Raw genomic sequence first — 13,715 nt, 5'->3', positions numbered from 1 at the left:
TTATTCCTGAGGCTTTGGATTAGGCGAATTAGCTGGCTGCACCTTGTTATTAATAATCAAAGGGGTACCGTTCTTTAACTTCAGCTGTCCACTAGTAACAACTGTTGCACCCTCTTCAACCCCTTTCAGGATTGCCACTTGATCACCGCGGGTTGCGCCCGTAGTGACGAAGACTTGTTGTGCCTCCAAAATATCTTTACCTTGTTTATCTTTCTTGCCAGTAGTCTTAGCAAGGAAGACTGTCGAGCCATATGGGTTATAGGTCACAGAAGTTTGCGGTAAAGTTAGTAACTTCACTTGATCACCCAACTTAATATTGACATTAGCAAACATGCCGGGAAGAATTTTCTTGTCAGGATTCGTCAGTCGAGCTTCCACTTGAATGTTTCGAGTGTTGGTATCCACTTTGGGGCTCACAGCAGTAATCTTGCCGGTAAAGCTAGCGTCCTTAAAGGCATCTGTGGTGACCTCCACTTCCTGGCCCACCTTAATTTGCTCAGCATTATTTTGTGGCAAATTAAAATCTACAAAAATCGGATCTAAAGTTTGTAAAGTCAGCAGCTTGTCACCTGAGTTCACATACTGCCCAGGGTTGATCGAAACAATACCGATGCGCCCCGAGAATGGTGCTTTGAGGTTTTTCTTGGCAACCAAAGCTATTTGCTGCTCTACTTGTGCCTGCTTTGATTTCGCATCAGCTGCACTGGTATCAAATACGTTTTTACTAATTGCCTGAATGGCTAGCTGCTGTCTATCACGCTCATTAATCACCTTAGCTAAATCAGCCATGGCCATCAATGAATTTAACTGGGCGACATCTGATGTGTCATTTAGCTTGATGAGCAGTTCGCCCTCTTTAACATCTTGACCTGATTTAATCGGTACGGCTGCAACCAATCCAGCAAGTTCTGTACTCAGCTCAACACCCCTAAAGGCACGAATATTTCCAACACTACTTAACTTGGGCTGCCACTCAGATGTGCCAATCTCCATTGTTGAAACGGTTGCTGGCGGTAAACCCATGCCTGAAATGAAATACTTAATCAGGATGGTCTTAGATTGATTAAAGGCAAAAATCAATCCTAACAACAGAAAAACACCACATAACATGATGATCATTCGACGTGGCAGTGGCTCCATCGCCATCAATTTTTTATGTAACTTTGTATTACGCCATTTCTGACCCATGCGAGTCCAAAGAGCATGCACCCTATCACCCATCGCCTTGAGATTTAGCCATGACCATACGGCCACAATGACAGCAAGCAACTTAGTCTTAATTTTTTCCAGAAGTTTCATTGTGATCTTTATTCGCTATGTCTTTTGGTTGAAAAGCAGGGCCAGTACGATTCCACCAACCACCACCTAATGCTGCAAATAGTGCTGCGGTATCAGCAAAACGTGTCGCTTGTGCAGAGACTGATTTCACCTTAGCCAATTGATATTGATTTTGGTAATACAGAACTGCTAAATAACTTGCAGTACCTAGTTTGTATTGCTGCTGAACTAGATCTAGTGTTTCATAAGCATAGCGCTCTGCATCCGAAGCAGATTTTAAAGCTTGTGAGCCCGTTTCAAGAGCGCGCAGTGCATCAGCCACCTCCTGAAATGCCTTAAGAACTGTTGCCTGGTACTGGTAAACCGCTTGTTCGTAATTTGCAATCGCACCACGACGCTGCGCCAATAGTTGCCCACCCTGGAAAAAAGGCTGAAAAATTCCACCTGCAATTGCCCATAAGCTTGCATTTGGCCCAAATAAAGCGCTGCTAGTTAAAGCGGCTGAACCAATTGCACCCGTAATATTCAATTGTGGCAATAAGTTAGCTGTTGCCACCCCCACTAAGGCATTCGTTGACTTTAATTGAGCCTCTGCTGCACGAACGTCAGGGCGCTGACGGACTAGGCTAGACGGTACTGAGAGTGGTAATTTCTCTGGCAAGCGAAGCGTACTTAAATCAAACTTGGTGATATTAGCGTTACTTGGTAATTCACCAACCAATACTGCCAATTGATTTCGAGCAAAGGCGAGATTTCGTTCGTAATTCACTAAATCTACTTGTGAGCTAGAAACTAATGTTCTTTGTGAAGTGACATCCACCTTAGAAACAGTTCCAATGTCTAACTGTCTTTCAGTCAACTCAGCTAAGTTAGTTTGGGCTTTTAAAATTTCTTCTGTTGCCTGCATCTGGGCACGCAAGGCAGCCTCACGAACGGCCCCAGTAACAATATTGGCAGTTAAAGAAAGGTAAGCGCCCTCTAACTGAAATTGTGTAATTTCAGCTTGTGCCCTAGCACTTTCGACAGCACGGCGTGCGCCACCGAATACATCTAACTTATAGCTGACATTGACAGAGGTGTTATAGACGTTATAGATATCAGAGCCATAAGGTAAGCCAAAAATTCCTGCTGGCTGAAGCTGCCTAGCTGCGCTACCATTTAAACCAATGGCTGGAAAATATTGCCCGCCAATTTGCGCATTGACATTTTCTTGAGCAGAGCGCAATGCAGCATCAGCAGCACCAAGGCTAGGATTTTGTTGAAGTGCTTTTTTAATTAATACATCTAGCTCGGGTGATTTATAGAGCTCCCACCACTGCGCCTCAATATCCGCTCCGGCAACAAACTCTTGCGCGGTTCCACCAGGCACTCCAGGGGCAGTTGTGAGTTTTTGAGTCAGAGAACTCTCTGTATAACTTGAGGCCTTAGGTAGATCAGGTTGTTTAAAGTCTGGCCCTACTGCGCACGCAGACAATAGTCCTGCAGAAATCAGCAGAAAAAAATGAAGTCGTGATGGCAGGTGTGTTTTTGAAAAAAACATGACTTGTAACAAATATCCCCTTATAGAAGAGTTATTTGAACACAGTTTTGAAATCATAGCCTTGTAACACTCTGATTTTATAGCTAAATTTGTTCACAACTATAGGTAAGAGTCAAGCCCAGAAAAAAACTATTCTACTGTGACACTCTTAGCTAAATTTCTAGGCTTATCCACATCAGTACCACGCGCGCAAGCCGTGTGATAAGCCAAGAGCTGCAATGGAACAACGTGCAAAATTGGCGAAAGGTTGCCATAGTGCTCTGGAAGGCGAATCACATTAATACCTTCGCTATTCACGATCTCGGTATCTTGATCAGCAAATACAAAAAGCTTGCCACCTCGTGCTTTGACCTCTTGCATATTTGACTTTAACTTTTCCAATAAAACATCATTGGGGGCGACTGTCACTACTGGCATTTTGTCGGTGACTAAGGCTAGGGGGCCATGTTTTAACTCGCCGGCAGGATAGGCTTCTGCATGAATATAGGAAATTTCCTTGAGCTTTAATGCGCCCTCTAAGGCGATTGGATAATGCAGGCCACGGCCTAAGAACAGGGCATTCTCACATTTAGCAAACGCATCACTCCAAGCAATGATTTGTGGCTCAAGTGCGAGTACAGCATGGAGTGCCTTAGGGAGGTGACGTAATTCGCGAAGCAACTCTTTTTCTTTTTCAGGAGAAATCTTGCCCGCTCGTTTTGCAATAGAAACTGCTAAAAGGTAAAGGGCGAGTAATTGTGTAGTGAATGCCTTTGTAGAAGCAACTCCAATCTCTGTGCCTGCCTTGGTCAAAAAATGCCAATCGGTTTCACGAACCATTGCGCTACTTGCGACATTACAAATTGCTAAAGTGTAATGATGGCCTAGGGCTTTTGCATGACGCAATGCGGCCAAGGTATCTGCAGTTTCGCCAGACTGTGAGACCACCACAATCAGGGTTTTAGGATTTGGCACTGTAATGCGATAGCGATATTCGCTCGCAATTTCCACTTGCGTTGGAATGCCAGCAATATCCTCCAGCCAATATTTAGCAACACAGGCAGAGTAATAACTCGTCCCACATGCCAGAATCAGAATTTGATCGAAAGCCTTCCAATCTTCGGGGTTCGCTTCAAATAATTCGGGACCAAAAGCTACAATATTGGCCAAGGTATCGCCAATTGCTCTTGGTTGCTCAAAGATTTCTTTTTGCATGTAATGCTGATAAGGCCCAAGATCAACTGAGTCTGCTTGCGCAGGCATTACCTTACGATCACGCTGCACAGGCTTACCACTCTGATCAATAATCTGCACACTTTCTGCTTGCAGGATGGCAACATCGCCCTCCTCCAAATACATCATCGACTGGGCGCGGCCTGCTAATGCAAGAGCATCTGAGGCTAAAAAGTTTTCATGATCACCAAGGGCAACTACTAAGGGGGATCCAACACGTGCACCAACTAAAGTCTTAGGACTATCTTGGGCAATCACACCAATTGCATAGGCGCCATGTAATTGTGGCAATACTGAACGCACTGCGGCTGGCAAATCTTGCTTGCTTTGTGCAACATATGCTTGATGAATTAAATGCGCAGTGACTTCGGTATCCGTCTCAGAAGTAAATATATAGCCGGCACTCTTTAGTTCATTTCGAAGATTTTCATAATTCTCAATAATGCCGTTATGCACCACTGCAATCAGACCATTAGAAACATGCGGGTGAGCATTTTGTGTATCTGGCTTCCCATGGGTCGCCCAACGGGTATGAGCAATACCTAAGGTGCCATGGAAGTCTTTGCCCTGCTCAGCCAACTCTGAAACTCGCGCAGTAGTCCGCGCTCTTTCGATTAGATGTTGAGCATCATCACCATTGATGACAGCAAAACCGCAGGAGTCATATCCCCGGTACTCTAAACGGCGCAGGCCCTCAACCAAAACTTCCACAATATTTTGATGTGATGCTGCGCCTACAATGCCACACATTATTTTTTACCCTTTACGGATTTTGGTGCGGATTTCCTAGACGATACTTTCTTCTTTGCTACCTTTTTAGCCACAAGCTTTTTTTCTTTTTTAAAAGGGCGCTGCCACTGTAATGAAATTTGCTTTGCTCGAGATATGGTAAGTTGATTTGGTGGTGCATCTTTCGTGAGCGTCGTACCGGCTCCAAGGGTTGCGCCACGGCCTACGCGCACCGGCGCAACCAATTGCGTATCAGATCCAATAAAGACATCATCTTCAATAATAGTTTGATGTTTATTTACACCATCGTAGTTACAGGTGATCGTACCAGCACCAATATTGACTCTTGATCCAACAATTGAGTCGCCTATATAAGCTAAGTGGTTGGCTTTGCTATTGGCTGCAATTTTGCTATTCTTCACTTCAACGAAATTGCCAATATGAACATCATTTGCTAAATCTGCACCGGGTCGTAATCGAGCATAAGGGCCGATGATCGATTGCTGCCCAACCTTGGCACCATCGATATGGCTATAGGCATGAATCACCACATCTTTACCAATCAGGCTGTTACGTATTACGCAATAAGGCCCAATCTTAGTACCGGATGCCACAGTAACGCTACCTTCGAATACGCATCCCACATCAATCAATACGTCTGTGCCACACTCAAGCAAGCCGCGCACATCAATACGCGCAGGATCAGCCAGTAATACACCCAAATCCATTAATTGATTGGCAATATTGAGTTGATGAAGCCTTTCTAGTGCAGCTAACTGATCGCGACTATTCACACCAATTGTTTCAAATTCATCATCAGCCTGAGTGGTACGAATCGGTACACCGTCTTTTACTGCCATCGCAATCACATCAGTTAAGTAGTACTCACCTTGTGCATTACTAGAGCTCAATGCCTTCAACCATTTCTTCAAAGAGTTGCTTGGTAGCACCATGATGCCGGTATTGATTTCTTCGATCACTTTTTGGACAAGCGTGGCATCTTTCTCTTCAACAATCTCTTGTACTGAACCATCAGCATCTCTCACGATACGGCCATATCCGCTGGGATTACTCAGATTTTGCGTCAGAAGTGCCAGGGCACAATCTTTGGCGCGTGCACCATCGGCTAACTTTGCCAGCTTATTTAATGTTTTCTTGCTCGTGAGCGGAACATCCCCATAGAGAACTAAGGTTGGTTCTTGTAGATCTAATTTAGGAAGAGCCTGCAATAGCGCATGACCCGTACCTTTTTGCTCAGCTTGAAGTACGGTACTAACTTTGCTAAATAGAGGATCTACCTTGCTGACATTTGCCAAAAATTCTTTAACGTCCGCCGCGCCATGACCAACTACAACGATAGGACCCTGTTTAGACGCCTTCCCCTGGATCGATAAAGCAGTGTTCAACACATGCTGAAGAAGGGGTTTCCCAGCCAAAGTTTGCAGAACCTTTGGCAATGCAGACTTCATCCGCTTTCCTTGCCCCGCAGCCAATATGACGATATTCATAAAGGAAGATTATAAATCCTCGGGGTAAGGGTTCCACAGGCCAGCTCATCTAATTCAGCCTCATCAATTGCCTTATCTCCAGCAGATCTAGCGGCAATCCCTGATAGCTGCGTGGAAACCTCTAAGTTTTGGAAATCAAAGGCCTCACCATCCATTAGATGGGATGGCACGATGTGATGCATCGATCTAAAGAGATTCTCAACCCGCCCTGGGTATTGCTTCTCCCAATCCCGCAACATTTGCTTCATAGCCTGACGCTGTAAATTAGGCTGACTACCGCACAGGTCACAAGGAATGATGGGGAAATTCATGTCAGCTGCATAACGCTCTAGTAGCTTTTCCGGGACATATGCCAATGGACGAATCACAATGTGCTTTTCATCATCGGAGCGCAGCTTAGGCGGCATGCCCTTTAATTTGCCAGCATAAAACATATTGAGCATCAGCGTTTCCAGAATGTCATCGCGGTGATGTCCCAATGCAATTTTAGTGGCGCCTAACTCATCAGCAACACGATACAAAATTCCACGCCGCAAACGTGAACACAGTCCACAAGTTGTTTTTCCTTCTGGAATAACGCGTTTCACAATACTATAAGTGTCTTGTTCTTCAATATGAAATGAGACGCCCAAGCTCTTTAAGTAGTTTGGAAGGATTTCAGCAGGAAAGTTAGGCTGTTTCTGATCTAGATTGACTGCCACAATCTTAAAGTTGATTGGCGCACGCTCACGTAACTTGAGCAGGATATCGAGCATGGCATAACTATCTTTTCCACCTGAAACACAAACCATCACTTTATCGCCATCTTCAATCATGACAAAATCGCCGATGGCTTGACCTACTAAGCGACAGAGTTTTTTCTCAAGCTTGTTTTCTTCGAAAATAACTTTACGAATATCGCCCATGATTTCTAAATTCTTTTCTTTTTTCTGAATTAAGCCGACTTGATTCGAAATACCTCAACTCCCACTGAATGGCAGTCTGGATAAACATCTGGTTTAGCGGTGCTGACGCGCGCAGCCAATACTTTTGGATGCGTCAACATTGCTGCAACAATATCGTCACAAAAGGTTTCTTGTAAATGAATATGTCCCTGAGAAGCTAAATCCTTAATGGTTTCCCGCATAAAGTCGTAATCGACTACCTCATCTAGTTGATCATTATTCGGCGTATTCATTGATAGTGGTACATATAAATCAACATTCAAGATAACGCGTTGTTCAGCCTTCTTCTCAAAATCATGTACGCCGATATTGATATAAATTTCATAGTCTCGTAAAAATAAACGGCGGCAGTCAGTTAGGGCAGGATGTGAAAGGATGGTATGCATGATTTATTAACTTTATTATTTTTATGAATTGGTTTTAAACATCACATCGCGGGTAGAGGGCAAAAGATGCTGCCCACCATCTACATACAAAGTCGTTCCTGTAATAGCACTGGCTTGCGCCAAAAATACTGCGGCCTTGGCAACGTCAATCGGTTCAGACGATCTTTGGAGTGGCGTCATTTGATGTGCTTTTGAAAAACCTTCTTCAGTTTGATCGCCAGAGGGCAAAGAAATGCCCGGCGCTAAACCTACAACTCGAAGAAGTGGGGCGAAGTCTAAGGCTAACATTTCGACTGAGCTTGAAAGTGCTGCCTTAGATAGTGTGTAAGATAAATAATCGGGATTGAGATTAATGAGTTTTTGATCCAGCAATTGAATAACGGATGGCAGTGAGTCATCTGTTATTTTTTCTAACTTATTTTTCTGATGACTTTTTTGATACTCAAACATCAGTTGCGAAAGCAACATTGGAGCAACTAAATTGACCTGCATATGCTCTTGCAAGCTTTTTTGACTCAACGGACTTGCAGAATTAGCGCGATCGTATTCAAAAATAGACGCACTATTGACTAAGCAATGTAAATCCACAAATTGCCCAATGACAGCTTGAAATAAGCTCGCAATAGCGCTCTCATTACAAAGGTCTGCCTGAAAAGCGTGAGCCTTGCGCCCAAGCCCCTGAATTTGACTCACGGTTTCTTGGGCATCCGCTTCAGATCGCCCATAATGAACAGCAACATCCCAGCCCTGACGTGCGAACTCTAAGGCAATTTCTCGACCAAGACGCTTGGCGGCGCCAGTCACTAAAACGGCTTTATTTTGCTGGGATGATGGTGTTGAACTAGGGTTCAATTAAATTCTCTTAGACTAGCGAGCTATGGATATTACCTTGACCAGCCTTGAAACGGAGCATAGCCAGCTTCTAAGCAACAAAATAGCTACACAAATCGCCCTAGAAGGCGGTTGGATAGGCTTTTCTCGCTTTATGGAGATGGCCCTCTATGAGCCAGGTATGGGCTATTACAGTGCTGGGGCACATAAATTGGGGGCTGGTGGTGATTTCACGACTGCGCCTGAACTGAGCCCACTCTTTGGTGCTGCCATCTGCTCAACCCTTTTGCCCGTGCTTGAGGGCTTAAAAGCACAAGGTTTGCCTACTCAGATTTTGGAGTTTGGGGCAGGAACTGGCAAGCTGGCCCAATCTATACTGATGCGCTTGGATGCCCTCGGCTTTTCATTAGATCGTTACGACATTATTGAAATTTCACCAGACTTGGCTGAGCGCCAAAAAGAGCTTTTAACAGCGAGTCTATCTAATTTGAAATCCACCACTCAATGCAATTGGTTAAACGCCTTGCCTGATAATTACAAGGGCATTATTTTGGCAAATGAAGTCATTGATGCGATTCCCTGTGATGTGATTATTTTTCAAGACGGTTTTTGGTATTGGTATGGGGTTGCTTACGAAAATGAAAAATTTATCTGGAAGGCAGGAAACCCTGTTAAGCAAGACTTGCTACCAGAGAGCTTGTTGGCTGGAAATTTCTCAGAGGACTATGTCACTGAATTACATACTCCTGCTAATGCCTGGATGCATCAAGTGACTCAGCATTTGCATATAGGTTTATTTTTAACTTTTGACTATGGCTTTACAGAGAATGAGTACTACCACCCTCAAAGACATCAAGGCACCTTGATGGCACACCATCGTCATCATGCCATTCAGGATCCCTTTTATTTACCTGGCTTATGTGACATCACTACTCATGTCGAGTGGTCACAAATTGCTCGCTGCGCCCTTGCTCAAAATGCAGATGATGTTTATCTATCAAACCAAGCGGGCTACTTACTTAATGCAGGGATTGGAGATATTGCACTAGAGATAGGCAATCCTGAAAATCCAAAAATCTTTTTGCCTATTTCAAATGCATTACAAAAGTTATTATCTGAAGCCGAGATGGGTGAATTATTTAAAGTCTTTGCATTCTCTAAAAATATTGGTCATTTTCTGCCTGGATATTCCTTAGAAGACCTGCCTGGCTTGGGCAGTAGAAATAGGCTCTAATTCGCCAAAGATAGAAGGGCGCTAGTAATTGCAGCCAATCTTGCAGACTCAAAAGCACTGCCTATGCGCTCACCATTTGAACGATCTTGTACCGCAATGCCAGAAATAATATCGGCAGTACTTAATGCTTGTGCATGACGCATCGCTGCGATTAAAACAGATACTTTAAATCCAAGCCTCTTAGCAAGATCTAATAGCATCTGTCCGCGATCTGGCTTGCGCCAAATATCAGCACGATTAAACCAAGCCAAGACATCGACTGCAGGATATTGACCATCAGGATATTGATTGACTAGCTGCCCAAGATCACTAAAGATTTCACTAAAGTCACGCACTTCAATTGGCATACGAATGGCATCGGCCCATGAGCGAATTTCACTCGCCGACAAACCCATTAAAGTGATTGCGCAACGCTCTTCTAAATGATTGCTTGCCTTGTCATAATGCTCTATTAACCCCTCACGAAATCCCTCTTTTGCTAAGAGAGCAGTTAAGTTAGATGGCAATATAGTTTTAGCTGCACTCGTATTGAGCAAGACTTGAAACATCTGCATTGGTTTGCTTGCAACTAAACCGCGGGCAAGCTCTTGCCAGATACGCTCTGCAGACAATGCACTCAATTCATCTGAATTCATAATCGCCTTGAGTGCCAGCAAAGTTTCCTCAGCAACTGAAAACTCCGGAAAGCGCGCGGAAAAACGTGCTACGCGTAGTAAGCGCAATGGATCCTCAGCAAAAGCATCTGAAACATGACGAAATATCTTCGCAGCTAAATCTGCTTGCCCATTAAAAGGATCAATAATCGGGCCGATCCATTTGCCATCAGCCCCCACTTCCTGAGCCATTGCATTGATGGTTAAATCCCGGCGCTCTAAATCTTGCTCAAGACTAACCGTTGGATCAGCATAAAAATGAAAGCCTTTATATCCGATGCCTGATTTACGTTCGGTCCTAGCAAGGGCATATTCAGCCTGAGTCTGCGGATGCAGAAATACTGGAAAATCTTTACCAACAGGGCGATAGCCGTTTGCGGTCATCTCTTCTACAGTGGAGCCTACTACTACGTAATCAACATCATTTATAGGCAGGCCCATCAGGGTATCCCGCATGGCACCACCTACGGCATACACCTTCATTACTGCATGCCCTCTAAGGTACGCCGACTGACTTTAAAGACCTCTTTCAATGCATCTCTACCACCAAGAGGAAGAGTATTAGGCTGCTGCATAGATGCAATATTGTCACGCGACATTAAAGTTGGGCCAGGTAAAAACTCAAAAGCTAAGGCCTGAATATACCCAACAAATGCAGGCACTGGAATGATGAGGCAAGAGGCTCCGACCTTATGTTTAGCTAACTCCACGATCTCTTTCATGGTGTAAACCGTAGGGCCCACTAAATCATATGACTGATGAATCGTTTCTGGCATCGTAAGAGAATTTAGAAAAGCACTAGCAACATCATCGACGCTAACTGGCTGAAATCGGGCGGTATGGTTAGCTAACGGCATTACCGGAAATAACTTGGTTAACTTAGCAAATAAATTAATGAATTGATCTTGTGAACCAAAAATAACCGAGGGTCTAAAGATGGTCCAATCTAAATGACTTGCTTTAACAGCGGCCTCCCCGTCGCCCTTACTTCGCTGATACATTGAAGGTCCATGAGAATCCGCGCCTAATGCGCTCATATGCAAATATCGCTTTAAACCATGCATCTGCATTGCAGTAAGAATATTTTTTGGTAAATCGACATGCGCAGCTTTAAATACTTTGCCATAAGGCTCTGCAGGCTTGTCATGTAATACGCCAACCAAATTGATTACTGCACCATTTGCTTCAATCCGCGAGCATAAATCTTGCAACACATCAAACTCATGGACATCTGCATCTTCTAAATGCACTTTTGGCAGAATACGCAATTCTCTCGCAGCAGCCAAATGACTAGTAGGGATTAAAACTGAATAGCCTGCAGCCTGTAATTTAGCTGTTAAAACACGGCCAACAAAACCGTTGCCGCCAATCAGAAGAATGTCGTATTTCATTTGAGACCTTTTTATTAATGGGGTATCTTTATGGTAATTCAGTTTGGGTGGCGGTCTTGGGGGCAATCGTGCCAAGTCGCTGCTTCAATGATTGTTCTTTTCCATGCATTACCGATGAATAGTAATTTGCATTTGAGAGTACGTTTTTTACATAGACACGCGTCTCAGTGAAGGGAATGGTTTCAGCAAAGATGGCACCTTCAGTTGGACTAGTTAATTTTTCTCGCCACAGCTTTGAGCGGGATGGGCCTGCGTTATATGCCGCAGATGCCAAGACCCATGATCCATCCAAATCTATCAACACCATATTTAAATAGTTGCTGCCTAAAGTTAAATTCGTATTGGTATCGCTTAATTTGTCATTGGTGTAATTAGTCATCCCAATTTTCTTGGCAACATACTTAGCCGTATTAGGCATGACCTGCATTAAACCAGATGCTCCCACAGAAGAAGATGCATTAATGATAAAACGAGACTCTTGACGAATAAGGCCATAAGCCCAAGCTAAATTTAAATCGATCTGCCGTGCAATAGGAGATAACTCATCTCGAAAAGGAGTTGGATAGCGCAAACTAAAATCATGCTCTTCCTTTGTACGGTCAGCAGTATTAACAACACGATCATACAAATGAATACGTTTGGCATATTCCGATGCTGCAAGTAATTGCTTATCAGTCATATTGCGCAATTCCCAATTCCACTCTCGATTACCCTCGAAGCGCAAATTCATGGCATAAAGCCGCTCACCCCTAATGAAACCTTTACGACTTGCCATCGTATCGATTTCTTGATCACCAACCTTGGTTCGTGCTGGAGCTTGATTCGATTTACCCAGCTCTTCTCGTGCAAGTTGGCCATAAAAGTTGTATTGGTTTTCTATCAACTCAAAACTCTCTTTGGCTTTAGCGTCCTGACCCTCAACTTTTAAAGCGCGCCCATACCAGTAGGTCCAAGCAGGATCTCGACCTCTCACTACAGGATTCATACCCTCAATGGCATTCTTGACTAAGGTCCAATCTTTGGCGCGTAAGCCTGCTCGCACTTTCCATTCCTGACTTTCAGCGGATAACAATTCGTTGTATCCAAGCTCTTGTTGGAAACGATAAGCATCATCAGCCTTAGGATCTAATTTCTTTGCTAGGAATTGGCCAATCACACCCCACGCTACTGCTTGATTCTCTTTGCTATACCGAGAAGCGCTCTGAGAAAAATCTCGATACGTCTTGGCAGGGTCTGCTTTTGCAGCCTTTACAATCTCGGTAATTGGATCCTCACCACCAAGGCGCCTAGCCATAGTATCAAAGCCTTTTTCACTCGCAGCTCGCCCAATTGCTTTAGCCTCACTTGGAGTCATGCCACCAGCAGCAACTAATGAAGGAACCAACTCTTGGCATGCCTGTCCAAAATAACTAGGATCTAATAACACCGAACGCGAATCTATTGCCAACTTTGTGGGATTTTCACCTTGAGATAATTTAGAAAGTAAGGAATAGCATTTCACTTGAGTGTCATCATCTAAAACAAACTTGGCATACTCTGAATCAAAACGTGCCCAGTCTTTTCTCTTACCCAAAACCAATAACCAATCATTACGCATACGATCAGCCAAAGCTGTACCTTGGTATTGATTCAAAAATGCTACTACCTGAGCATCCGCACTATAGTCACCTCTTGGGCCGCCAGCACTATCAAACATTTGGGGTTTGATGCGAAAGTACGCCACGTAATCGTCAAATGGATAGTTCACTAGATTGCTTGCAAGTTGCTGGGCCCGAAACACATCATTCTTTTTTGCTGCTTCACGCAAATCAATAAACATCCGGTCTGCATCAGTAATCTCTATCGAGGCTACCTTACTCTCGTAGGACTTCGGTAGTTTGGGCTTTTTTATTTTTTCAGCAAAAGCGCTATTAGCAGCTAAAGCCAGGCCCAAAATGAGGGCTCCCGCGATGCGCTGATATTTGCTTTTCTGAACAGCAGACTTCATATTCACAATCTAGCCCTATATA

Annotated in this window: 11 protein-coding genes; 1 reads left to right on the top strand and 10 read right to left on the bottom strand. The window is 44.0% G+C overall.

The window, feature by feature from the left end; genetic code table 11:
* From ABWP14_RS06990 to ABWP14_RS06960, 7 genes are all read right to left on the bottom strand, one after another.
* A complete protein-coding gene (locus ABWP14_RS06990; protein ID WP_353202311.1) occupies positions 1–1,140 on the bottom strand; it encodes an efflux RND transporter periplasmic adaptor subunit in 1,140 nt (379 codons plus the stop codon).
* Between the two features lie 136 nt (positions 1,141–1,276).
* Complete coding sequence (locus ABWP14_RS06985; protein ID WP_353202252.1) at positions 1,277–2,818, bottom strand: efflux transporter outer membrane subunit; 1,542 nt, start codon at positions 2,816–2,818, stop codon at positions 1,277–1,279.
* Positions 2,819–2,947: 129 nt separating this feature from the next.
* A complete protein-coding gene (glmS, locus tag ABWP14_RS06980; protein WP_353202251.1) occupies positions 2,948–4,780 on the bottom strand; it encodes a glutamine--fructose-6-phosphate transaminase (isomerizing) in 1,833 nt (610 codons plus the stop codon).
* On the bottom strand, positions 4,780–6,267 hold the full coding sequence (gene glmU / locus ABWP14_RS06975) for a bifunctional UDP-N-acetylglucosamine diphosphorylase/glucosamine-1-phosphate N-acetyltransferase GlmU (protein ID WP_353202250.1): 1,488 nt from the start codon (positions 6,265–6,267) through the stop codon (positions 4,780–4,782). Before glmU ends, glmS begins: the two co-directional genes overlap by 1 nt.
* Positions 6,264–7,172, bottom strand: a complete 909-nt coding sequence (gene ttcA, locus ABWP14_RS06970; protein WP_353202249.1) for a tRNA 2-thiocytidine(32) synthetase TtcA — start codon at positions 7,170–7,172, stop codon at positions 6,264–6,266. Before ttcA ends, glmU begins: the two co-directional genes overlap by 4 nt.
* A 29-nt stretch (positions 7,173–7,201) precedes the next feature.
* Complete coding sequence (locus ABWP14_RS06965) at positions 7,202–7,597, bottom strand: dihydroneopterin aldolase (protein ID WP_353202248.1); 396 nt, start codon at positions 7,595–7,597, stop codon at positions 7,202–7,204.
* A gap of 21 nt (positions 7,598–7,618) precedes the next feature.
* Positions 7,619–8,449, bottom strand: a complete 831-nt coding sequence (locus tag ABWP14_RS06960; RefSeq protein WP_353202247.1) for an SDR family oxidoreductase — start codon at positions 8,447–8,449, stop codon at positions 7,619–7,621.
* Positions 8,450–8,474: 25 nt separating this feature from the next.
* On the opposite strand from ABWP14_RS06960, the gene ABWP14_RS06955 reads away from it, so the two are divergent.
* Positions 8,475–9,662, top strand: a complete 1,188-nt coding sequence (locus ABWP14_RS06955) for a class I SAM-dependent methyltransferase (RefSeq protein WP_353202246.1) — start codon at positions 8,475–8,477, stop codon at positions 9,660–9,662.
* On the opposite strand, the gene ABWP14_RS06950 is transcribed toward ABWP14_RS06955, so the two are convergent.
* The 3 genes from ABWP14_RS06950 to ABWP14_RS06940 are packed head-to-tail and all read right to left on the bottom strand — an operon-like array spanning position 9,659 to position 13,693.
* On the bottom strand, positions 9,659–10,798 hold the full coding sequence (locus ABWP14_RS06950; RefSeq protein ID WP_353202245.1) for a tRNA nucleotidyltransferase/poly(A) polymerase-related protein: 1,140 nt from the start codon (positions 10,796–10,798) through the stop codon (positions 9,659–9,661). The genes ABWP14_RS06955 and ABWP14_RS06950 overlap by 4 nt on opposite strands.
* Positions 10,798–11,706, bottom strand: a complete 909-nt coding sequence (locus ABWP14_RS06945) for a complex I NDUFA9 subunit family protein (RefSeq protein WP_353202244.1) — start codon at positions 11,704–11,706, stop codon at positions 10,798–10,800. The genes ABWP14_RS06950 and ABWP14_RS06945 overlap by 1 nt, the downstream gene beginning before the upstream one ends.
* A 28-nt stretch (positions 11,707–11,734) precedes the next feature.
* Positions 11,735–13,693, bottom strand: coding sequence for a lytic transglycosylase domain-containing protein (locus ABWP14_RS06940; protein WP_353202243.1), 1,959 nt, complete (start codon positions 13,691–13,693; stop codon positions 11,735–11,737).
* Positions 13,694–13,715 lie beyond the last annotated feature (22 nt).

This window comes from Polynucleobacter sp., from assembly GCF_040400325.1.
GTDB lineage: Bacteria > Pseudomonadota > Gammaproteobacteria > Burkholderiales > Burkholderiaceae > Polynucleobacter.
Note: the sequence above shows the minus strand (reverse complement) of the source record. Positions and strands in the feature narration are given on the sequence as shown.